Origin of the sequence: Pseudofrankia coriaricola, assembly GCF_001854805.1 — a bacterium.
Lineage (GTDB): Bacteria > Actinomycetota > Actinomycetes > Frankiales > Frankiaceae > Pseudofrankia.
Map to the genome: position 1 here is coordinate 1 of NZ_MBLO01000228.1, position 22,604 is coordinate 22,604.

Here is a 22,604-nt window from a genome sequence, read left to right on the forward strand (position 1 = left end):
CGATAGGCGCCCAGGTACATCGGGACGGGGCTGGACCCCCCCGATGAGCGCTCCGGCCCGTCGGCCGAGGGCCCGCCGGCCAGCGGCCCGCCGCCATCGCCTCCCCCGCCGGGGGCGGACTTCCCGGCGGCGGTGACGTCCTCGCCCGTAGCCGGCGTACTGGCGCCGCCCGAGCCTGCGACAGCACGGGCGCCCCCGTCTGGCCCGTCTCCCGCGTCGGCGCCTGCGCGGCCGCCCGCGTCGGCGTGGGTCTCGGTGCCCGTCTCGGCGCCGCCGGCGGGCGCCGTGCCCGCGGCGTCACCGCCGGGCGGATCCGCGGCGACGGTCGAGGAGACCTCCGCGGCGGGATCCGTGGCCGTGAGCGCCATGGGGCCTTCGGCCGCTCCGGGCTCCGCCGGTCCGCCAGGCGTGGGCTCGACGAGGCTCCGCCCCGCCGGGAGGCCCGGATCTGTGTCAGCGGATCGACCGGACGGCCCTTCGGCGTCGGCGACGGCGTCGGGCCCTTCGGCCGCCGGGGCGGCGGACTCAGCGCGCGCGGCGGAGCCGGGCTCGGGGGCGGCGGCCAGCGACGGCTGCCCCGGCGGCGCCGGGGCGGCAAGCGGCTCGGGAGCGGATGCCACCGGCTCGGCGGTCGGGTCCTCGGCCCCGGCGCGCCCGCGGGCCGCCGCGTACACCTCGTCGCGGTAGCCGAGCCGGTCGATCAGGCCGGCGCCGAGCGCCACCCGCGCCGACAGCGGCCCCGCGTCGACCAGCGAGCGCACCCGGTCCGAAGGCAGCCGCCGGCCGGCGACGATGCCCGCGATGATCTCGTCGGCGCAGGACTCGACCACCCGCGTGGTCGCCTCCAGGTGGGCGGGGGTGAAGCCGCGCTCGACGAACGTGTTGACGGCGTTCTTGTACTCGTGCCTCGCTCCGAGCTCGGTGGTCACGCCGAGGCGGTCGAGCGCGTCGCGCAGGAACGGGGTGTGGCTGGCGACGCCGGTGAGCCCGAGGTCACCTGGCGGGGCGAGCCAGATCTGGTCGAAGGCGCAGGCCAGGTAGTACGGGACGGTCCCACCGCCGAACTCGCCGAACGTGTCGGCGTAGGCGATCGTGAACTTCCCGGCCGCGCGGAACTCGGCGACGGCATCCCGGATCTCCTGCGCCCGCGAGAGCGGCATCCCGCAGCTGGCGACGTGCGCGACGAGCACCCGGGTCCTGGGATCGAGCGCGGCCCGGCGCAGGCCGTCCACGAGATCGCGCAGCGTCTGGCGGTGCCGGCCCCGCCAGGCGGCCAGGGGGTCGTCGACGGCCCCCTCGATCGGGTCGACCGTGAGGTCCAGCTCCAGGATCAGCGGGGCGTTGCGCCGGGCGGCCAGCGCGCGGATCTCGGCGATCGCGTGGCGGGGCGTCGTCGTCTCCATGCCCAGAGGCTACGACCGCGCCAATGTCACCGTAACCACCCATCGCACTCCCAACGTGAACCCAAATCGGTCAGGAGGTGCGCGGCGGCCACCGGAGGCGCCAGTCGGCCGAGCCCTGCGCGGCCGGATCCACGGCGTCGGCGTGGGCGGACTCCTCGGCCCGCGCCAGGGCGTCACGGAAGACGCGGGCACGAGCGCGCAGGGCGGCCTCCGGGTCGACACCGGCGGCTTCGGCCAGCGCGGCGGCGGCGAACAGCAGGTCGCCGATCCCGCGCTCATCCAGCTCCGGGCCGGCCGCGATCGCGACGACCGCCGCGGCGGGCGTGCCAGGACCGCCCGCCACGGGCAGGCCCTCGGATGCCACGTCGTCGACCGTCGCGGCACCGGTCTCGGCCCACGGCGCGGCGGGCAGGACGAGGTCGGCGGGGACGCCGATCTTGCGGGCGCGGCTCTGCAGCTTCGCGGCGAGCGCGAGAGCCGGCTGGGTCAGCGGGACGCCGTCGGTGACCGAACGCCGGCTTTTCTCGGCGGCCTTGATGGCGTCCCAGTTGGTGACCACCTCGTCCGCGCCGGCGACGGCCACGTCGCCGAACACGTGCGGGTGCCGTCGCACCAGCTTGTCCACGAGCCCGGCGGCGACCTCGTCCACATCGAACCGGCCACCGCCCCGGTCCACGTCGCCGTCGGCCGCCTCCTGCGCGACCCGCGCGTGGAACAGGACCTGCATCAGCACGTCGCCGAGCTCCTCGCGCAGCTCGGCCGGCTGGGCGTCCTCGATCGCCTGGTAGGCCTCGTAGGCCTCCTCCAGCAGGTACGGCGCGAGTGAGGCGTGGGTCTGCTTCGCGTCCCACGGGCAGCCGCCGGGCGAGCGCAGCCGGTCCATCACGGCGACCGCGTCCAGCAGGACCGCGCCCGCCACGTCGTGCGTCCCCGCGACGACGCGCACCGCCTCCGGCTCGGTGCCCGCGCGTGCGCGCAGGGCGGCGTCGAGCCTGGCTGCGGGACCGGGCCAGCCCGCCGCCGGCTCGAGCAGCCACGCAACCTCGTCCACGCCGGCCGCCGCGGCGGCGGCGCGCAGCCAGGCGAGCACCCAACCGGCGCTTTCGGCCCCGTCGGCCCCCTCGGCCGGCCCGGACGGCTCCGGCGTGGCGAGGACCTCGACGCCGACGCCGGCCGCGCGCAACGCGGCGAGCTGAGGGTGTGTCGGGTCGGCGCAGCGCACCGGGACCCGGCGGACCAGGTCCCAGGCCTCGGCGGTGAGCAGGCCCGGCGCGACCCGGGCGCTGGTCGCGAGCAACGTGACCCGGGCCGGGCCGGCCCCGGTCACGACAGGCTCAGCTGCGGAACCGGCGTCGGCGTGGTCGCGATGGAGCCGGACTGCGCCAGCACCTGCAGGTCATCGACGCTCCAGGTCCCGAACCGGGGGCTCACCGACACCCCCAGCTGGCGGGAGACCTTGACCAGCTCGGGGGTGACCTTGTCCGTCCGGGCGGTTCCCATGACGATGTCGTGGGCCAGGAAGGACCGCAGCTGCGCGTAGCTGAGCGGCAGGGACTTCACCCCGAACTGGGCCAGCAGCGCGTCGTAGGCCGACTTCGCCTGCGCGTCCGAGCCGACCAGGTCCGGCGCGATCCGGTCCGCGATCTTGGACTCGAGCGCGTCGACGTGTACCTGCGCCCGCACGTCCTGCGGCGCGAACCCGAGCACCCCGACGGCGTCCTCGAAGGCCGGGATGCCGCCGGCCTGGGTCACCGCGAGCGCCTGGTAGTAGGCGTCGAAGTCCTGCGAGGTGAGCGTGATCCCGAGCTCGTGCGCCTTCGCCTCATCCAGCCTGAGCCGGATGAGGGTGTTCAGCGCGCGGCGCTGCACGAGGTAATGGGTGACCGGGCCCTGCTGGGCTTCACGCTGCGCGACCACATCAGGATGCGCGGCGGCGTACGCCTTGTAGGCGGCCATGCCGCGGTCCGCGATGGCGCTCACGGTGGCCGTCTCGATCTTCTGGTCGTCGACCTGCGCGGCGGCGCCGGCATGGCTCGTGCAGGCGGTCATCGCCACCGCGACCAGCGCGAGCGCGGCACCCAACAGCGTCGCCCGAAATGAGGACCGCCGGGCGCGCGAAGGAAGATCATTTTCGCGCACCCTTTGGCCGTGCAGACGTGGTGACTTCACGGACGCCACGTTAGCTGCCCTAACAGGGGTGACGCACCCGACCCTGTCCCAATGCCTCACCATTCACCGCCCTTCACGCCCGGAAGCTCAGAACACGCGGTCAACTGTGTGCTACCAACCCAACCACGACCAGTGACGGCGCATCAGCGCTGGCACCAACCCAACCACGTCAGTGATCCGGAACCAGACGGACCACCGCCATAGCACCGAGCCGGAACTGCCCGAGAGGGCGCTCAGCGCCCGACAGGCGGTGCCCGGCGCCGGGCGCGAAGCGTCAGGCGCGGGACCGCCGCACCCGACCCTGTCCCAATGCCTCACCATCGACCGACCTCACGCCTGGCCGGCAACGTTCGCCGCCGAGGTGATGGAGTCGCCGACGATGGCGGCGAGCAGGTCCGCGGCCCAGGCGAGCAACGCCTTGTCGCGCAGCGGCGGGGAGCCGATCCGGCCGGTCAGGCTAGGCGCCGGGACCAGCACCGTGCGGGCCGCGAGCTTGACGACGGCGCCCTTGTACAGCCGCTGCAGCCGCAGCGTCTGGCTCTCCCGCAGCTCCAGCGGGCCGAACCGGATCTGCTTGCCCGCCAGCGTGATCTCCGCCAGGCCGTAGCCGCGGGCGAGTACCCGCAGCGAGGCGACGGCCAGCAGGTTCTCCACCGGCTCCGGCGGCGGGCCGAAGCGGTCGACGAGCTCCGCGCGGACCTCGTCGAGGTCGGCCTCGCTCGCCGCGGCGGCGATCCGGCGGTAGGCGTCCAGGCGGAGCCGCTCGCTGCCGAGGTAGTCGTGCGGCAGGCTCGCGTCGACCGGGAGCTCGACCTTGACCTCAGGCAGCTCCTCGGGCGCCTGGCCCTTGTAGTCGGCGACCGCCTCGCCGACCATCCGCACGTACAGGTCGAAGCCGATGGCCGCGATGTGCCCGGACTGCTCGCCGCCGAGCAGGTTGCCGGCGCCGCGGATCTCCAGGTCCTTCATCGCGACGGCCATGCCCGCGCCGAGGTCGGTGTTCAGCGCGATGGTCGCGAGCCGGTCGTGCGCGGTCTCGGTGAGCGGCCGGTCCGGCGGGTAGAGGAAGTAGGCGTACGCCCGCTCGCGCCCACGCCCGACCCGGCCGCGCAGCTGGTGCAGCTGGGACAGGCCGAAGACGTCGGCCCGCTCGACGATGAGCGTGTTGGCGTTGGAGATGTCCAGGCCCGACTCGACGATCGTCGTGCAGACCAGGACGTCGTACCTCTTCTCCCAGAAGGCGACCATCGCCTTCTCGAGCACGTCCTCGTTGAGCTGGCCGTGCGCGGTCGCGATCCGCGCCTCGGGGACGAGCTCGCGCAGCCGGGCCGCGGCCCTGTCGATCGACTCGACCCGATTGTGGATGTAGAAGACCTGTCCCTCGCGCAGCAGCTCGCGCCGGATGGCGGCGGCGACCTGGCGGGCGTCGTAGGCGCCGACCGAGGTGAGCACCGGGTGGCGCTCCTCGGGCGGGGTGTCGATCGTCGACAGCTCCCGGATGCCGGTGATCGACATCTCGAGCGTCCGCGGGATCGGGGTGGCGCTCATGGTTAGCACGTCCACCGCCGTCCGCATCTTCTTCAGGTGCTCCTTGTGCTCGACGCCGAACCGCTGCTCCTCGTCGACGATCACGAGCCCCAGGTCCTTGAACTTGGTCTCGTTCGAGAGCAGTCGATGGGTACCGATGACGACGTCGACGGAGCCGTCGGCCAGGCCGGCGAGCGCGGCCTTCTGCTCGGTGGCCGAGTTGAACCGGCTCATCGCCTTCACGATCACGGGGAAGGCCGCGTACCGCTCGGAGAAGGTCTGGTAGTGCTGCTGGACGAGCAGCGTGGTCGGCACGAGCACGGCCACCTGCTTGCCGTCCTGCACCGCCTTGAACGCGGCCCGCACGGCGATCTCGGTCTTGCCGTAGCCGACGTCGCCGCAGATCACCCGGTCCATCGGGACCGCGCGCTCCATGTCCCGCTTGACCTCGTCGATCGCGGAGAGCTGGTCGGGGGTCTCCCGGAACGGGAAGGCGTCCTCCAGCTCGCGCTGCCACGGGTTGTCGGGGGCGAACGCGTAGCCGGGGGCCGCCATCCGGGCGCTGTAGAGCCGGATCAGCTCGCCGGCGATCTCCTTGACCGCCTTGCGTGCCCGGCTCTTGCGCTTCGCCCAGTCGGCCCCGCCGATCCGGTCGAGCGTCGGGCCCTCGCCGCCCACGTAGCGGGTGACCTGTTCGAGCTGGTCGGTGGGGACGTAGAGACGGTCACCCTTGGCGTACTCGAGCACGAGGTACTCGCGCTTCGCGCCGACGACGGTGCGGGTGACCATCTCGACGTACCGCCCGACACCGTGCGCCTCGTGCACGACCAGGTCGCCGGCGGCCAGCGCCAGCGGGTCGATGCCCTTGCGGCGCCGGCTGGGCAGCCGGCGCATGTCCTTGGTGGTGACGCCGCGGGCGCCGGCGAGGTCGGCCTCGGTGAGCACGGCCAGGCGCAGCAGGTCGCTGGCGAAGCCCGTGGACAGCTGCCCCTGGGTGACGGTGACGACGGACGGCGCGAGCTCGGCGTCGTCGGCGACGCGGGCGCCGAGGTCGGCCTCGCGCAGCAGCTCGGCGAGCCGCTGCGCCGGGCCGTGGCCGGCGGTGACCACCAGGACGCGCCACGAGTCGTTCAGCCAGCCCTTGACGTCGGCGACCAGGCGAGCGGTGTCGCCGTGGTAGGCGGGCGCCGGGCGAAGGCTGGTCGCCACGGCCTCGTCGGGCGGGTCGAAGGCCGCGGCGGCCTCGTCGGGCGGGTCGAAGGCCGCGGCGGCCTCGTCGGCCTCCTCCCCGGCGTTCATGGCGCCGAACTGGCTGACGGTCCACCAGGGCAGGCCCAGCTCGGCCGCGCGGGCGCGCACGTCGGCGAGCGAGCGGTAGGCCGCCGAGCCGAGGTCGATGGGGGTGGCCGAGCCGAGCGCGGCCGAGCTCCAGGAGGCGGCGAGGAACTCCTGGCTGGTGCGGACCAGCTCGGCGGCCCTGGCGCGGATGCGCTCCGGGTCGCACAGCAGCAGCTGGGTGCCGGCCGGCAGCTCGTCGAGAAGCAGCACCAGGCTGTCGACGAGGACCGGCGCGAGCGCCTCCATCCCCTCCACCGGGATACCCGAAGCGATCTTGTCGAGCATCTCGACGAGGTCCGGATGCTCGAGCGCCAGCCGGGCCGCGCGGGCGCGCACGTCCTCGGTCAGCAGCAGCTCACGGCACGGCGGCGCGAACAGCGTGTACTCGCCGCCGGTGGCGCCCTGCCCCGCAGTCTTCCCGGCGTCGAGGGCGCGCTGGTCGGCCACCGAGAACGGCCGGACGTCCTCGATCTCGTCGCCGAAGAACTCGACCCGCAGCGGGTGCTCCTCGGTGGGCGGGAAGACGTCGAGGATGCCGCCGCGCACCGCGATCTCGCCGCGCCGCTCCACCAGGTCGACCCGGTGGTAGGCGGTCTGGACCAGCCGCTCGACGACGTCCTCAAGGTCGGCGGTGTCGCCGCGGCGCAGCAGCACCGGGTCGAGGTCCCCGAGGCGGGCGACCTGCGGCTGCAGCACGGCACGCACCGGCGCGACGACGACCGAGAGCGGCCCGGCGGGCGCCGCGCGCCCGCCGGCCGCGACATGCCCGTCGCCCGCCCAGGTCTCGGGGTGCGCGAGCCGGCGCAGCACCGCGAGGCGCCGCCCGACGGTGTCGGCGCGCGGCGAGAGCCGTTCGTGCGGCAGCGTCTCCCAGCTCGGGTAGACCGCGACGGCGTCCGGCCCGAGCACGCTGCCGAGCGCGTCGGCGAGGTCCTCCGCCTCCCGCCCGGTGGCGGTCACGGCGAGCACCTGACGCCCGGCGCGGGCCAGCGCCGCGACCGCGAACGGGCGCAGCCCGGGCGGCCCCGAGAGATCTACCGGCACCACCGGGCCGCCCCGGCCGCCGGGGCCCCCAGCGGTCTCGAGGGCGGCCTGGACACGCAGCAGCGCCGGCTCACCGCCCGGCCGGGCGGTGAGGGCGTCGAGCAGCGGCGCGAGGGTCATCGGATCCGTCCCGGCCTCTTCCAGGTCCGGCGCGACCGCCGGACCTTGGATGTCGGTGTGTGCCCGCGCGGGCGCACGGTCTGGACTACAACAACGTCTCGGACTACAACGTCAGCCGGGCCGCGGCTTCTGCCGGCACACGGCACCGGAACTTCGGGCAGTTCTGGGCGCACGGCCGGGCGCCCGTCCGGCGGCCCGCTCGCCTGGCGGGCCTGAAGCAGGCCGTCGCCCGACCTGGATAAGGCCGTACCCCGTTCTGGTGCCCGCCGCGCCCGCGGCTGGCCGTCGGGCTTCCCGTCCGGTCCGCTGACCCAGATCTGCCGAGGCCCCTGCGCGCGACGACCATCAGGATAAACGATCATGAGGCCACGCGCGGCCAGAAGCCCGATAACAGCGAACAACTCCATGGTCAGGGTACGGGAGGTCCCGGCTGCCCGCGCCGGCTCGTCCCCCCACCGAATTCGCCGGCCGCGGCCACCCGCCGAACGGGCGCACGCGGGATTGACGGGGTGGGCCGAATGGTCGGCGCGACGTACAGTCATCTGCCATCAGCTGGCCGGCCCGGTAGGGGCCTGCCAGTCTCACTTGACGTAAGGGTAGAGTTGTCCACCACGCGCCGTGGCCAGTCCACGCCAAGAACCGGTCGCGCCGACCTCTACCAGATCGGGGACGTCGCCGAGCGGGTCGACCTGTCGTTGCGCACCGTCCGCTACTACGAGGAGGCCGGTCTGCTGATGCCGGCCGGGCGTACCGCCGGCGGCTTCCGGCTGTACGACGAGGACACCGTGGAGCGGCTTTTCCTGATCAAGATGATGAAGCCCCTTGGCTTCACCCTTGAGGAGATGCGATCACTACTCACTCTGCGCGACGAGCTCTCGCGTCCGGGCCTTGCCCTGGACGCGCGGGCCGCGCTGGAGGAGCGCTTGCGCACGTGGGTGGTGCTCGCCGAGGAGAAGCTGGCCGCCCTGCGCCAGCAGGTCGGCGTCGCGGAGGCATTCGTCTCCGGCCTGTACGACGACGCCGACCGATCGCGCCGCGGGTAGCGGGCAGCCCCAGCCCCGAACCACACAGGCAGGGTGTCGCGCGCCCGCAAGGCGGGCGCGCCGCGCTCGTTCTACTGGCTGGCCGACCAGAGCGAGCGGTAGGCCGCCGAGCCGTTGGGCTGCTGCACGGGGTTCGTGAGCGACGAGTTCACGTTGCGAGGGTCGCTGTCGTTGAAGTAGGCCTCGTAGGCGAGCATGCCCCTGTACTGCCGGAAGAGCCTGGCCATCTGCTGGATGTAGAACGGGTTGTCGCCGCCGGCCTGGCCCGCCTGGCCCGCCGGGGTGCCCTTGTCGACCAGCCCCCATTCCGGCACGGAGAACAGCTTGTTGTGCAGCTGCGCGAAGTTGATCACATAGCACGGCCCCGGCAGCAGCGGACCGTCCTCGCACTTGGCGTTGAACGACCCGGTGTCGTAGCTCGGCGGGTACTGGTCGTAGGTGTCGATCCCGATCACGTCGACGACATCGTCACCCGGGTAGGCGGAGAACGGGTCGCCGCCGTTTGGCAGCGTGGTGCGCGCGTTGATCGTCCAGTCGATCCGCACCCGCGGGGCCACCGAGATCAGCGCGAGGGCCTCGTGGCGGAAGCACTGGACCCACTGCTGGGGGTTGGCGGCCTTCCAGGCGAACCACTTGCCGTTGAACTCCCAGCCGATGCGGACGAACGAGTCCGATCGTCCCTGCCGGTTAAGCCAGTTGCCGAACTTGCGAAACTGGACGTCGAAGGCGCCGGAGGCACACTCCGCCATGCGCTGCTGGTTCCAGGTGTCGACGTTCGTGCCCGATGGCGGTTCCGGAAACATCGGCACGGAGACAACCCAGGTGCCGGGGAAGCTGCTGAAGTGGTTGGCGCTGTCGCCGATCCACGGTCCGGTGATCGACCCCCAGCTGTCGCGAGCGGTGAACATGACCACCACGTCGTTGGGCCGGCCGCGGTAGCTCGCGAAGGTGTTCGCCTGGCCGCTGTTGCCGGCGGACATCCCTGTCGGCCACGGGCCGTTGGTTCTCGCGGGCTGCGCGCGAGGCCGGGCGGGTGGCCCGCCGGGGGCGACGGCCGGCGCGGACGCGGCCGCCATGGCGGGGCCGGCGGGGGAGGCGGACGCGGCGGATGTCGAGGCGGCGGCCGCGAAGCCCCCGTCGTCGTCCTCGTGTTTGCCCGACTTGGGAGTCACCGCCCAGGCGGTGAGGCCCAGCACCAGGACGAGGGCGACCGCGATCCCCGGCAGCACGCGGCTTTTGAACCTCGCCCGGCCGCCCGAACGCTCGACCAGCCAGTCGTACCAGCGATGGGCCTCGTCACCGTAGTAGCGCAGCTCCTCGCGTGCGTGCTCCCGGGTCGATCCACCACGGCGGGTCACCGACACTCACCTCCGTCGCGGTGTGGCGCCACCCGACCAGGGCAGGGTGAGTCAGTGGCGCCCAAAAGGTACCGAAACTTACTACGTCCGCCGGCCGCGCCCCGGGGCAGCATGGCGAAGCCGAGCACGCCGCGACACGCCTGGACTCGCCGGATCTGAACGCGAGCACACACCGTGACCATCCCCAGGTCTTCCCTCGTTGCCGCCCAGCCTGGACAAGAACGGCAAGAACAAGAAGAGGACGCTTTACGCGAGCCGGTGGTTGCCAGCCCGGTACCCACGCACGAAGCCTGGTGACGGACCAGGAAGGCATATCACCCGTTCCCAGGCAGCCCCGATCCACCGTGCGCCAAGCGGACGTTCAGGCACGCGCCGTTGTGAATCCGCCACTGTGCGATCCCGGACACCCGCTGGGCTCCGACCAGCCCCAGCCCCCTACCACCGCCATAAGCCAGGGCCCGGAACCACCTAAGGAAGGCGCCCCGCGCCCGACAGACATCCCGCCGGCTGACGCGTCACCCGCCGAAGCCGACGCGGCGCCCAAGCCGACGCGGCGCGTACCAGGGCCCGGTACCACGCAGGGAGGGCGCTCAGCGCCCGACCAGGCGGCGCCCGGTGGCGGGCGCGGAGCGTCCGGCCGCGGGACCGCCCCAGCCTGCGCGGACCGAGAAGTTCAGTACGGTACGGTTACTGCGGCAGCGTCCCGGACGTCACCGCGGGAGTGGGAGCAGCTGATCTTTCGGACCCGCCAGGACCCGCGGTCCCTGCCAGGGGAGCGGTCCCTGGCTCCCACCGGCGGCCCGGCCGTCTCGGCCACGACCGGCCAGGGCTGTGGCCACCTCGGCCAGGTCGCCCGACGTTGCCCCGGCCCGCTCGTTTGCCGGCAGACCAACGCCCGGGAGCATGCCCGGGTCCGACTCTGGGAGAACAAACAGCCGTGACACCCCCGAGCTCGGCTTCCACGCCGGCCCGCACCGTCCCCGGCGCCGCGGACATCCCGGTCGTCATCCTCTGCGGTGGGATGGGCACCCGGCTGCGCGAGGCCAGCGAGAAGCTGCCGAAGCCGCTGGTCGACATCGGCGGCAAGCCGATCCTCTGGCACATCATGAAGACCTACGGGCACTACGGCTTCCGGCGCTTCATCCTGTGCCTTGGCTACAAGAGCGACGCCATCAAGAACTACTTCGTCAACTACCGCGAGCAGGTGGCGGACTTCACGCTGAAGCTTTCCGACGACCACACTCCCGAGTTCCACAACGCCGAGGGCGACGAGGACTGGGAGGTCACCTTCGCGGAGACCGGCCTGCTCAACGGCACCGGGGCCCGGCTGCACCGCGTCCGCCAGTACCTCACCGGCCCACGTTTCCTGCTCACCTACGGTGACGGCGTCGGTGCCATCGACGTGGCCGCGCTGTTCGACGCGCACCTGCGCGGCGGCCGGATGGGCACCGTGACCGGGGTGCGGCCCTCGAGCCGGTACGGAGAGCTGGAGACGGACGGCGACGGCGTCACCCTGTTCGCCGAGAAGCCCCCGCAGACCGGCTGGGTCAGCGGTGGCTACTTCGTCTTCGAGCGCGAGTTCGCCGACAAGTACGTCGACGACGACCCGTCGCTCATGTTGGAGCGTTACCCGCTGCAGCAGCTCGCCCGCGACCGGCAGCTCTCCCTGTACCCGCACGACGGGTTCTGGATGGGGATGGACACGTTCCGGGACTGGACCGAGCTCAACCAGCTCTGGGATGCGGGCGCCGCTCCGTGGCGCGTCTGGACCGACTGAGTCCACTCGTCACCGTGAGTACTTCCGAGACCCAGGACGCCGCGCTCGGCGAGCGGCTGCATGGCCTGGTCGCCGCGCTGGGCGCGGCGCCGGTCCGCAGCATCACCGGCGACGGCGTCCGGGCGACCCTCGAGATCGTCCAGAAGGCCCTCGCCGAGGGCCGAGGGGGCGCCGAGATCCCGTTCGAGGTCCATGAGGTGCCCTCGGGCACGCCGGTGCTCGACTGGACGGTGCCCAAGGAGTGGAACGTCCGGGCGGCCTACCTGGTCGGCCCGGACGGGTCACGGGTGGTCGACATCGCCGACCACCCGCTGCACCTGCTGGGCTACAGCGTCCCCACCCGCGCCCGCGTGAGCCTCGACGAGCTGCGCCCGCACCTGTTCTCGATGCCGGACCGGCCGGACTGGATCCCCTACCGGACGTCCTACTGGAACGAGAACTGGGGCTTCTGCCTGACGGACACCGCATTGCGCGCGCTGCCGGACGGCGAGTACGAGGTGGTCATCGACACCACCCTCACGGACGGCTCGCTCACCTACGCCGAGATCGTCCTGCCCGCGACCGAGCCGGCCCCGGCGGGCGGCGAGCCCGAAGAGTTCCTGATCACGACGCACACGTGCCATCCGGCGACGGCGAACGACAACGGGTCCGGCATCGCCATCCTCACGGAGCTGGCCCATCATCTGGCGGCGCTGCCGCTGCGGCGGCACACGTTCCGGCTGCTGTTCATCCCGGGCACGATCGGCTCGATCACCTGGCTCGCCCAGAACCGGGACGTTGTCAGCCGGATCCGGCACGGGCTGGTGCTGACCGGCCTCGGCGACCGCTCCCAGCCCACCTACAAGCGCAGCAGGCGCGGCGACGCGGTCGTCGACCGGGCGGCCGCCGTCGCGCTCGCGGAGACCGGGCGGCCGCACCGGGTGGTCGACTTCTCGCCGTACGGCTACGACGAACGGCAGTTCTGCTCCCCCGGCTTCGACCTGCCCGTGGGCCGTTTCGGGCGCGGCCAGCACGGCGAGTACCCCGAATACCACACCTCGGCCGACAACCTGGACTTCGTCAGCCCGGAGAATCTGGCCGAGTCGTTCGGCCTGCTCACGCGGATCATCGAGATCTGCGAGCGCAACGCGGTCTGGCGCAACACGAGCCCGTACGGCGAGCCGCAGCTCGGCCGACGCGGGCTGTACCGCGCGATCGGCGCGACGATGAACCGCCAGGCCGTCGAGATGGGCCTGCTCTGGGTTCTCAACCTCGCCGACGGGACGCACGACCTGCTCGACATCGCCGCCCGGGCGGGAATCGAGTTCGGCTCGGTCACCGCCGCTGTCGACGCGCTGGCCGGCGTCGGCCTCCTGGTCCGCGAGGACGCCGCATGAGCGTCAGCCTTCCAGCGACGCACGCTGTCAACCCAGCCACCTCGTCTGCCCAGACAGACGCCGACCACCGCCATGCACACCGACCTGTGACCAGGTCAGGAGGGCGCTCAGCGCCCGATGGTCGGGGCGCCCCGCGCCCCGACCCCATGAGCGTCCACGTCGCGGACGGTCCGGTCTGGACTGTGGTGCTGGCCGGCGGCGGTGGCACCCGGTTCGGCGGGCCGAAGCAGTTCTTCGACCTGGGTGGACGCCCGCTGGTCGAGCACCCGGTGCTGGCCGCGGGCCCCGCGAGCGACGGCGTCGTCGTGGTGCTCCCGCCCGCGCTGCTGGATCGCTGGCGGCCGGAGCCCACCGCGGGCCCGCCGCAGGTACGGGTGACTGGCGGCGGCGCCAGCCGGGCCGAGTCGGTCCGAGCGGGCCTGGCCGCGGTGCCGACCGCCGCGGGCGTCATCGTCATCACCGACGCCGCCCATCCGCTCGCCACCGCCGACCTGTACCACCGGGTGGTGGACGCGGTACGCGGCGGCGCGGACGCGGCCGTCCCGGGACTGCCACTCACCGAGGTCGTCAAGGAGGTCGCCTTGGCGGACGCCGAGCGCGGCCCGGCCGGTGCGCTGGTGGCGGGGCGCTCGCTGGCGCGTGAGACCCACAGGCTGGTGCAGACCCCGCACGCGTTCCGCGCGGATCTGCTGCGCGCGGCGCATGCCGACGCGACGGAGGCCGTCGAGGACTCCGCGATGGTCGCCGCGCTCGGCGCGGCCGTCGTCGTGGTGCCAGGCGAGCCGATGAACATCCACGTGACGACGCCAGAAGAGCTGACGATGGCCCGGCGACTGCTCGCGGCCGGGGCTGGCCTGGTCGCTGTATCGCCGGGGCCTCCGGCCGCGCGAGGCTCCGCCACCGTCGCGCGCCCTGCGGCCAGATGAGGGGAATCTGATGAGCACGGTACTGGTCGAGTCCACGCTGTCCGATGACGAGCGGCGCGCCCGCCTGTACGCGGGCGACCTGTTCGTCTACGGGCCGAAGCCGGCGTCGCTCGCGTTCGTCGAGTTCACCCGGGACCTGGTGCGCGAGGCGTTCGGCGACCTCGACCCCGAGACCGCGCAGCACCACATGAAGGTCGAGGACTACGCCGCGCTGCTCGCCGACCTGAAGCCGCGGTTCATCCACCACCCTCGCTGCAAGGAACTGATCCGGGAGGTGCTCGTCGAGCACGGCGCCGACCCGGAGAAGACCTATTTCGACGTGCCCCGGCTGCGCACATCGACCAGCGACGACTACCTCACCTCGGGCATCGCCTACGCGTTCCACCCGCACCGGGACACCTGGTACTCGGCGCCGTTCTGCCAGCTGAACTGGTGGTTCCCGGTGTTCGACATCGTCCCGGAGAACGGCCTGGCCTTCCACCCGAAGTACTTTGGCCGGCCGGTCGAGAACAGTTCTTCCACGTACAACTACTACGAATGGAACGCGACCAACCGGGCGTCGGCCGCGAAGCACATCAAGAGCGACACCCGGGTGCAGCCGAGGCCACAGGAGGAGGTCGAGCTCTTCCCGCAGACCAGGGTGATCGCCCCGTCCGGTGGAATGCTCATCTTCTCCGCGCAGCAGCTGCACTCGTCCGTGCCGAACACCTCCGGGCGCACCCGGTTCAGCATCGACTTCCGCACGGTCAACCACGACGACGTGCTCGGCCACATCGGCGCGCCGAACGCCGACTCGGAATGCACCGGTACCACCATGCGCGACTACCTGCGCGCGACCGACCTCACCCGGCTGCCCGAGGACGTGTGCCTCGAGTACGACGAGGTCCCGCCGATGGCGGACGCGATCCTGGTCTACGAGGGGACTCGGTGACAGGGGACGCGGTGACGTCCGAGCCAGGCTCGGCGGCCCAGCGGCTGGCCGGCCGGGTGGCGGTGGTCACCGGCGCGTCCAGCGGCGTCGGCCGGGCGATCGCGCTTCGGTTGGTCGCCGAGGGAGCGGCGGTGACCGCCGTCGGCCGGGACAAGACCCGCCTGGACGCCCTGCCGGCCGCCGCCGCTCGGGCGACGCCGGCCGCCGTGGCCGGCCAGCTGAGCCCGGCGCAGGTCGACCTGACCGACGACGAGGCACGCTCCGCGCTGGTGGCGGGCCTGCTCGCCGGTCCTAGGCTGGACATCCTGGTCCACAGCGCCGGCGGCTACGCCAGCGGGCCGCACGCCGAGGCCGCGATCGAGGATCTCGACGCACTGTACGCGGCGAACGTGCGGGCGCCCTACGCGCTCACCCAGGAGCTGCTGCCCGCGCTGTGCGCGGGCGGAGGCGACGTCGTGGTGGTGAACTCGTCTCAGGGCGTGCGGGCGGGCGCGAACGCCGGCCAGTTCGCCGCCACCCAGCATGCGATGCGGGCCATCACGGACAGCCTGCGCCAGGAGGTGAACGCGGACGGGATCCGGGTATGCGGCATCCATCTGGGCCGCACCGCGACCCCTCGACAGGAGGCCATCTTCGCCAAGGAGGGCCGGCCGTACGCACCGGAGTTGTTGGTCCAGCCACAGGACGTCGCGGAGGTCGTGGCGGGGGTGCTGAGCCTACCGCCCGGCGCCGAGGTGACTGAGATCCATCTGCGGCCGGCCAAGAAGAGCTACTGATGTGCCCGAAGTCGGATAACAGTAGAGTGACGATGCCGACTTCGCCCACCGGCGCGGCCAGTGCGCGGTCCATGCGCCAGTTATGGGCTGACGCGCCCACGCGTCCGGAAACCGAGGTGTGCGGTGATTCACCGGTGGTCCAACGAAGGGCCGCCAACGGCGGCGGCGGTGGAGGTCGACCGCATGGAGCGTCGGAACGTGAACGGTGAGCGAAAGTTGCTCATCACGTTCCTCTGTGAGCAGTATCCCCCGATTGTCTGGGACGGCGCTGGCATCTACACAGCTGTACTGGCGTCGGCGCTCGCCGCGATCGGTCACGACGTTCATGTCATCTGCGCTCAGGGTCACCGGGTTGTCGACGAGGTGGTGGACGGCGTCCACGTGCACCGCCGCCCGCTGCTACGTGTTCCGGTCAGCCGCGCCCTCGGCAAGTACGCGCGTTTCCTGACCGGGCCGAACTACCCGCGGGACTCGATCTCGCTACGGCTGAGCCTGACCGTCTCGTACGCCGCCTACCTGCGGCAGACCGGGCTGCGCCCCGACGTGATCGAGACGCAGGACGGCGAGACCCGCGCGCTGATGCAGGTGGTCGCCCGGTCCTGCCCGGTCGTCGTCCACATGCACGCGCCGACCATGCTGACGCTGCGCCTCGCGAGCCCGCACCTGTCCGTCCGCGGCCGGATCGCGGACCGGCTGGACCGCATCACCTCCGACCACGCGACCGTGGTCACCTCGCCGTCCCAGCTGCTGGTCGACACCGTCCGCCCGTACGGCTGGCTGCGCCGCCAGGACGTGACGATCGTGCCGAACCCGTTCGACGCGAGTCCCTGGGCGGGCGTGCCGGATGTGGGCCGTACCGGCCCCGTGGTCGCCACGGTCGGTCGGCTCGAGCCGAACAAGGGTGTGGACGTCCTGCTCGACGCGCTCGCCGTGCTCGCCGCCAGGGACATCGACGCGAAGCTGATCCTCGCCGGCAGCTCGTCCGGCCACATCGACGGTGTGCCCACCGGGCGCTGGCTGGAGCGACGTGCGCACGAGCTGAACGTGCCCGTCGTCTTCACCGGCCACGTCGGGCAGCGCGAGCTCGCCGACGTCTACGGACAGGCCCGGGTGGTGGCGGTACCGAGCCGGTTCGAGAGCTTCTCCATCGCGGCGGTCGAGGGCATGGCCGCCGGCCGCCCGGTCGTGACCACCAGCCGGACCGGCATCGCGCCGTTCGTGGAGGAGTGGCGCGCCGGCGACGTCGTCCCGCCAGAGGTCCCGAAGGCGCTCGCCGACGCGCTCGCGCCCTACCTGACCGACCCGGCGCTGGCCAGGGCGGTGGGGGCGAACGGCCGCGCCGGCGCGGCCCGCCTTGATCCTCTTCAGATCGCCCGTGACCGGGAGAAGGTCTACCGGGAGGCGGTTGCCCGCTTCCAGCAGGACAAGTCCTCCACGGGCTCCAAGCGCTGAGCTCGATGGGCCCGACGCCTCGCCCGGGCCGGACGTCGGCCCATCGAGCCGGGCGAGGCCGGCCCCGCGGCGACAGGAATCGGTGAACCGCTGTCGCGCTAGGAGGCCCGCGTCGGCCTCGGCTAGTCGCCGGACGTGAAGTTCAGGTGTGACAGGGCGCCGGATTCCAGATAGAGCTCAAAAGGGCTGCGCGTGGCCGCGAGAAGCGACCTGGGCAGGGTGGCCCCGCCCACGCGCGGGCCGCTGACCTGGCTGCTGTGGGCGGCGAGCGCGTATGCCTGGCGCGAGCGGTAGCCCTTCGCGCCGACCAGCAGCGGGCGCACCTCACGGATCCGGTCCATCGGGTCACGCAGCATGCGCCGAGGGGTGTAGCCCTCCGTGCCATAGCCGCGGGTCCAGGGCCAGTGCGTCCACAGCCAGACGCCGTACTCGAGAACCTGGCCGGTGAACCCGGCCCTCTTGACGGCCTCGACCGCGGCGGCGTTCGTCGCGTCGTGGTCGGGGTGGCCCTCGCAGGACGTCGGGATGAGCAGCTGCTCCGGCTCCAGTTCCTTGATCAGCTCCACGAGTCGGTCGGTCACCTCCTCGAGGTGCTCGCCGACCTTGGTGTCGGGCACGTCGATGAAGCGGATGTCCACCGAGCGCAGCCCGAGTCTGCTCCCGGCCCTGCGAGCTTCCTCCTTGCGCAGCGCGATGAGCTCGGCGGGCGGAAGGTACGCCGGTTCGGCCGCCGCGCCATCGCTGACGATCACTACGGTGACCTGGGTGCCGGCCTCTCGCTTGCGCATGATCGAAACGCCGCATCCCAGCGTCTCGTCGTCCGGATGCGGGGCGACCACCAGGCATGAGGCACGCGTCATCGCCCGGGTGATGTCCCGGCCACGACGCATCCACGCGCGCCGGTATGCGGAGCGGGCGGGCAGCAGCGCGCCCTCGCGCAGGGCGGCCGGCCGCGCCGCGGCCGCGCCTCGCCGGGCCACCGCGGCCACGCGGCTCACCGCGCCGGCGTCGCCAGGTGGTACTTCCTCAGAAGTACCGGGCGACCGGGTGGGGCCGCCGACGCCAGGAGCCTGGGCATCCCGACCAGGAGCCCCATCGGCCCCGAGACTGCTCGCCCCGTCCATCACCACACCCTCCTGGCGCATATGTGGATGGTCGTCAGCGTACCGAACGAGCATCCCGCTCCCTCAGGCCGGCCCGACAGGCTGGCTGGGCGAGACGCTCCGCGTCTCGCCAGCCAGCCTAGGCGTGAGCGACGAAGTTGAACCGGCGGCCGGACTCGAACATCCGCCGGAACTGGGAACGGGTGTACGGACCGGTACCGGTCATGTCGTAGATGCGCAGGCCGACGTCGCCGTCGAGAAGGTCGTACATCTGGTCAGGCGTCGTGCCGTACTCGCGGGCGGCCGACCCGAACTCGAACACGACATGCGGCCGAGACCGGGTCAGCAGCTTCAGCCCGCCCTTCAGGACCCCGTACTCACCGCCCTCGACGTCGATCTTGAGGAGCGTGAGCAGATAGTCGGCGGGCACGGTCTCGTCGAGGGTCTCGACGTCCACCTGGATGTGCTCGACGTCTTCCGTCCCCTCCGGCAGCCGCTCACGCAGCCCGCTGTAGGCCGGACGGCTACGCACGTACGCGAACGAGCTGGTGCCCGCCTCGTCGGACAGCGCCGCGCGGCGCACGACGACGGACGGGAAGTCGGCACGCAGGCCCTCGTAGAAGTCCGGAATCGGCTCGTACGCGATGTGCCGACCGCGCGGTGCGTTGTGCACCATCGCCCGGAGGACATCGCCGCGGTGCGCGCCGACGTCGATGCAGTTGTCGTCCGCGTTCAGCACGAAGGAAAGCAGCAACGCGAGGCGCCTGTCGTCCTCCGCGTTTCGGCGGGCGGTGGGCAGGACGTTCCGGCGCACCACCTTGAGCGCTGGGCCAAGGCCGAGGTCGTTTAACACCCGTCTAGCGCTGCCCAGGTGTCGGCTGATCTGCTCCCCCATGATTCGGGCCCTCCAGGTCCGACCGATGTGACCAGACATCGAACGCCCGCGGGGCCGCGATGGTACCGATCTCAGTTTTCTGCCGACTTGATGATTCAAGCGCTGTCGACGCAATCGGCGCGCCCGCGACCGGGCCGGCACACACGGAGAGGAGGCTATCGCCCAGGGAGACAGCCTGGCATAGCGGGTCGTTTCGACGGGGCCCCACGGCGCTCATCCGCACGGTGCGTGAGCGTCGGCGGCCCGGCCAGGGCTCGGCTCCGCCACACGCCCAGGTCACGGCGTCGACGGAACCAGTCAGCCCGCGCCGAAGAGCTGCTGGTAGCGCTTCGCGGACTTCGGGTTCAGCACCGGGTTGAGCAGCGACGAGTGGACGTTGTCGCGCTCATGGTTGTTCCAGTAGGACTCATAGGCAAGAACATCCGCATTTGCGCGAAATGTCTCATACATCTTCTCGATGAAGAAGGGGTTGTCACCGCCGCCGTCGCTGGCGCTCACGACCCCCCACTCGGGCACGGAGAACTTCTTGCCGTGCGCGCGGGCCTCCTTGATGATGTTGCACAGGCCCGACGGGTTGTCACACAGGTCGTCCCAGATCTTCTCCGTGGGCGCTGGCGGGGCCATGTCGTAGTAGTCGACCCCGATGATGTCGACGTAGTCGTCGCCGGGGTAGGCGGCCCAGACGTCGGTCCCGTCGGGCAACGTGTCGCGGTGCATGCTCATGGTCCAGTCGATCTGGACCTGGGGGGCGGTCGAGCGCAACGCGGTCACCTCACGCCGGTAGCAGTCATTCCAGACCTCGACGTTGCGCGGGTACCAGTTGAACCAGTCGCCGTTGAACTCCCAGCCGAGCCGCACGATCGCGTCGCCGCGGCCGTACTGCTGCAGGTTCGTGCCGAGCTGCGCGAAGTACTGGTCGTACGCACCGGCGGCACAGTCGTTCTCGTTGGCGCCGTCGACCGGCTCGCCGCTGTCGTCGACCGGCCAAAGCGGGACGGCGACCGAGATCTGGCCCGGCCACTTGTCCCTGGTGTACGCGTCCAGCGGCCAGTGGGGTGAGACCAGGTTGCCCCAGCTGTCGCGCGTGACGAACATCAGCGCCAGGTCGACGGGCCGCCCGGTCCACTTCGCCCACTGCTCGATGTCCGCCGGGTAGTTGGCGTTCGCGCCGGACACCCAGCGCACGCCCGTGCCGCCGAGCGCCGCGATGGCGGGGCTGGGCTCATCCGCCTTGTCCTTGTCCGACCCGCCCGAACACGCGGCGAGCCCCACCACGGCGACCAGCATGGCCGTCAGCGCGGCCCCCGCCCTGAGGGCGCGACCGCGCGTCCGACGGCGCCCGGCCGCCCGAGCGCGTGCCCTCCCGGCAGTCGCGACCGCCGCGGACTGCCCGCCCGACGCCTGACCTGTGCCATGGCGCTCGCCCACGTGTTACCCCTTCACGACGACGGTGCCGCTCGACGTCCGTCCCATGGGCGCGGCGCGCGGCTACCAGACTGGCGAGCCGGGCATCACGAGAACGCCGCGTCGCCGGCAACCCTTACCTTACGTAAGACTTGTTGACCTGGGTACCTATCTATCACCCGGACCTGACGATGCCTGCCCACCACTTGGTTCCCACAGGAGCGCATGCGTTGTGGGCGGCGCCCCCGCCGCCGGGCCACCGGCCAAGGCGGCATAGAGTGAACTGCTTGATGGCGTCGATGCTCGTATTTGTGATGTCTGTCCTGGCAGTAGCCTGGACGCCATCGTATGAGTGGAAACGCCCACTCAGTGCACTGTGGGTCGCCCGACAGCCATGGATGCGGCCGCAACGTAGACGCCGCGGCAGCGGCCAGCACCGAACCGGCCGCGCGGCGGCCGCTAGCGATGGAGTGGTAGTGGCAGACCGCGCAGGGTCGACAGGAGACGGCCGGACATGGTGACGACGCTGACCACCCGGATCCCGCGGACCTGGGTGATCCCGACTCCGGACGCGGCGCAGCGCGAAGCTGAGGCGGACCGGTCGACTCTGCGGGTCCTGACCATCCTGATGTTCTGCGAGCTGTTCCTGCAGCGGATCGCGATCCCTGTCGGGGGAACCGGCGTCTCCGTGGTGCTACCGATACTCCTGGTCAGCGCGATGCTGATGGTGGCCCGGGGCGGCCTGCGCATCCATCTGGTGCGCACCAGGGCTTACCTGATCGCTATGGCGGCCTGCTGCACCGTCGCGTTCCTTGCGTTCACGCGTGGCGAGGACAACGTCTCGCTGAACTCGCTGCTGCTGCTGATAGCGATCTACCTGCCGTTCTGCCTCGGACTGTCCCGTGCGCACAGCAAGGTGCTCCTGCCCCGGCTGCTCGACCGGTTCGTCGTCATGACCTCCGTGTTCGCCGGCCTCGCCCTGCTGCAGTTCGCGCTCCAGCTGGTCGGCTGGAAGTACTCGGACATCCTCGCCAACATCGTGCCGTCGCAGCTCCTGATGCACGACTTCAACACCTCGTATCCCGTGCAGTACGGCTCCTCGCTCTACAAGTCGAACGCCTTCCTCGCGCTGGAGCCGTCGTACACCTCGCAGTTCCTGGCCATGGGCCTCGTCGTCGGGGTGCTGCGCCGCACGCGCTGGTGGCGGTACCCGCTGTACCTGCTGGCCATCCTCACCACCGTGTCCGGTACCGGCGTCCTGCTCCTCGGGGTCGCCGGCGTGCTGCTCGCGGTCCACAAGGGCGTCAGGTTCACCGTCACCGCGCTGGCCATAGTGGCGGTGATCGTCGTGGTGCTGTCCTTCACCCCGGCTGCCGACATCTTCGCCTCCCGGGCTACAGAGACCTCCTCCAGCCAGTCCAGCGGCAGCCTGAGGTTCGTGCAGCCGTACACCCGGATGTACGACGATCTCTCCCAGCATCCGGGCACGGCCCTGGTAGGCCACGGGCCTGGCTGGTCCGACCGTGACTCAGCCGCCTTCCTCGCCCGCACCGGACTGCCGCTGAACTACGCGCTCGTGCCCAAGCTGATCCTCGAGTACGGGCTGATCGGTGGCGTCGCCTTCCTCATCTTCCTTGTCACCGCGTTCGTCCGTGGCTCACCGTCGTTCGTACTGTCCGGTGCCCTTATATTCTTCTACTTCGTGCTGTCGAGCAGCCTGCTCAGCCCGGTCGTCGGCTACCTCGTCCTCCTGCTGCTGAGCTGGTTCTGCGAGGACCTGCATCCGCTGGTCTCCCGAAAGCCCGCCTATCGGCGGGCCGTGATCCCCGCCCAGCGGAGCTACGCCGAGCAGCACTGACATCGCCGGTCAGACCCCGCCCCCGCGACGCGGTCCGTGAGCCCCTTCAGGCCAGCAGCCTGAAGGGGCTCACTCGTCTCGGACGCAGGTCGGCCAGCCGGGGT

General features: G+C 71.8%; 16 protein-coding genes. 8 read left to right on the plus strand and 8 right to left on the minus strand.

What is annotated here, in order from left to right:
- The 4 genes from BCD48_RS47365 to mfd form a co-directional block, all read right to left on the minus strand.
- On the minus strand, window positions 1-1,403 hold a 1,403-nt coding region (locus tag BCD48_RS47365; protein WP_241842047.1), incomplete at its 3' end, for a S49 family peptidase.
- Between the two features lie 70 nt (window positions 1,404-1,473).
- Window positions 1,474-2,730, minus strand: coding sequence for a nucleoside triphosphate pyrophosphohydrolase (locus BCD48_RS28455; protein ID WP_071051475.1), 1,257 nt, complete (start codon window positions 2,728-2,730; stop codon window positions 1,474-1,476).
- Window positions 2,727-3,572 (minus strand): hypothetical protein, encoded by an 846-nt coding sequence (locus BCD48_RS28460; protein WP_241842048.1) that lies wholly within the window; start codon window positions 3,570-3,572, stop codon window positions 2,727-2,729. The genes BCD48_RS28455 and BCD48_RS28460 overlap by 4 nt, the downstream gene beginning before the upstream one ends.
- 330 nt (window positions 3,573-3,902) lie before the next feature.
- Window positions 3,903-7,601: a transcription-repair coupling factor gene (mfd, locus tag BCD48_RS28465; protein ID WP_071051476.1), complete on the minus strand. Its 3,699-nt coding sequence runs from the start codon at window positions 7,599-7,601 to the stop codon at window positions 3,903-3,905.
- Between the two features lie 602 nt (window positions 7,602-8,203).
- On the opposite strand from mfd, the gene BCD48_RS28475 reads away from it, so the two are divergent.
- Complete coding sequence (locus BCD48_RS28475; RefSeq protein ID WP_071051478.1) at window positions 8,204-8,644, plus strand: MerR family transcriptional regulator; 441 nt, start codon at window positions 8,204-8,206, stop codon at window positions 8,642-8,644.
- Window positions 8,645-8,715: 71 nt separating this feature from the next.
- Here BCD48_RS28475 and BCD48_RS28480 read toward each other — a convergent pair whose 3' ends face one another.
- Window positions 8,716-10,002, minus strand: coding sequence for a glycoside hydrolase family 26 protein (locus tag BCD48_RS28480; RefSeq protein ID WP_071051529.1), 1,287 nt, complete (start codon window positions 10,000-10,002; stop codon window positions 8,716-8,718).
- 937 nt (window positions 10,003-10,939) lie between these two features.
- Between BCD48_RS28480 and BCD48_RS28485 the strand changes: the two genes are divergently transcribed.
- From BCD48_RS28485 to BCD48_RS28510, 6 genes are all read left to right on the plus strand, one after another.
- The gene (locus BCD48_RS28485) at window positions 10,940-11,779 is read left to right on the plus strand and encodes a glucose-1-phosphate cytidylyltransferase (RefSeq protein ID WP_071051479.1); all 840 of its coding nucleotides are present in this window, start codon (window positions 10,940-10,942) and stop codon (window positions 11,777-11,779) included.
- 14 nt (window positions 11,780-11,793) lie between these two features.
- Window positions 11,794-13,155 (plus strand): DUF4910 domain-containing protein, encoded by a 1,362-nt coding sequence (locus BCD48_RS28490; protein ID WP_071051530.1) that lies wholly within the window; start codon window positions 11,794-11,796, stop codon window positions 13,153-13,155.
- 146 nt (window positions 13,156-13,301) lie between these two features.
- On the plus strand, window positions 13,302-14,081 hold the full coding sequence (locus BCD48_RS28495) for a 2-C-methyl-D-erythritol 4-phosphate cytidylyltransferase (RefSeq protein WP_083419336.1): 780 nt from the start codon (window positions 13,302-13,304) through the stop codon (window positions 14,079-14,081).
- A gap of 10 nt (window positions 14,082-14,091) precedes the next feature.
- Window positions 14,092-15,012 carry a phytanoyl-CoA dioxygenase family protein gene (locus BCD48_RS28500; protein ID WP_071051480.1) on the plus strand — a complete coding sequence of 307 codons (921 nt, stop codon included), beginning with the start codon at window positions 14,092-14,094 and terminating at the stop codon, window positions 15,010-15,012.
- Entirely contained in the window at window positions 15,009-15,788 is a 780-nt protein-coding gene (locus tag BCD48_RS28505) for an SDR family oxidoreductase (RefSeq protein ID WP_071051481.1), read from the plus strand. The genes BCD48_RS28500 and BCD48_RS28505 overlap by 4 nt, the downstream gene beginning before the upstream one ends.
- Before the next feature lie 183 nt (window positions 15,789-15,971).
- Window positions 15,972-17,240 carry a glycosyltransferase family 4 protein gene (locus BCD48_RS28510; protein WP_397428794.1) on the plus strand — a complete coding sequence of 423 codons (1,269 nt, stop codon included), beginning with the start codon at window positions 15,972-15,974 and terminating at the stop codon, window positions 17,238-17,240.
- Between the two features lie 122 nt (window positions 17,241-17,362).
- Here BCD48_RS28510 and BCD48_RS28515 read toward each other — a convergent pair whose 3' ends face one another.
- The 3 genes from BCD48_RS28515 to BCD48_RS28525 form a co-directional block, all read right to left on the minus strand.
- On the minus strand, window positions 17,363-18,229 hold the full coding sequence (locus BCD48_RS28515; RefSeq protein WP_071051482.1) for a PIG-L deacetylase family protein: 867 nt from the start codon (window positions 18,227-18,229) through the stop codon (window positions 17,363-17,365).
- 253 nt (window positions 18,230-18,482) lie between these two features.
- A complete protein-coding gene (locus BCD48_RS28520; protein WP_071051483.1) occupies window positions 18,483-19,238 on the minus strand; it encodes an FkbM family methyltransferase in 756 nt (251 codons plus the stop codon).
- 297 nt (window positions 19,239-19,535) lie between these two features.
- Window positions 19,536-20,525 carry a glycoside hydrolase family 26 protein gene (locus BCD48_RS28525; RefSeq protein WP_071051484.1) on the minus strand — a complete coding sequence of 330 codons (990 nt, stop codon included), beginning with the start codon at window positions 20,523-20,525 and terminating at the stop codon, window positions 19,536-19,538.
- 631 nt (window positions 20,526-21,156) lie between these two features.
- Between BCD48_RS28525 and BCD48_RS28530 the strand changes: the two genes are divergently transcribed.
- Window positions 21,157-22,500 (plus strand): hypothetical protein, encoded by a 1,344-nt coding sequence (locus BCD48_RS28530; RefSeq protein ID WP_071051485.1) that lies wholly within the window; start codon window positions 21,157-21,159, stop codon window positions 22,498-22,500.
- Window positions 22,501-22,604: the final 104 nt, after the last annotated feature.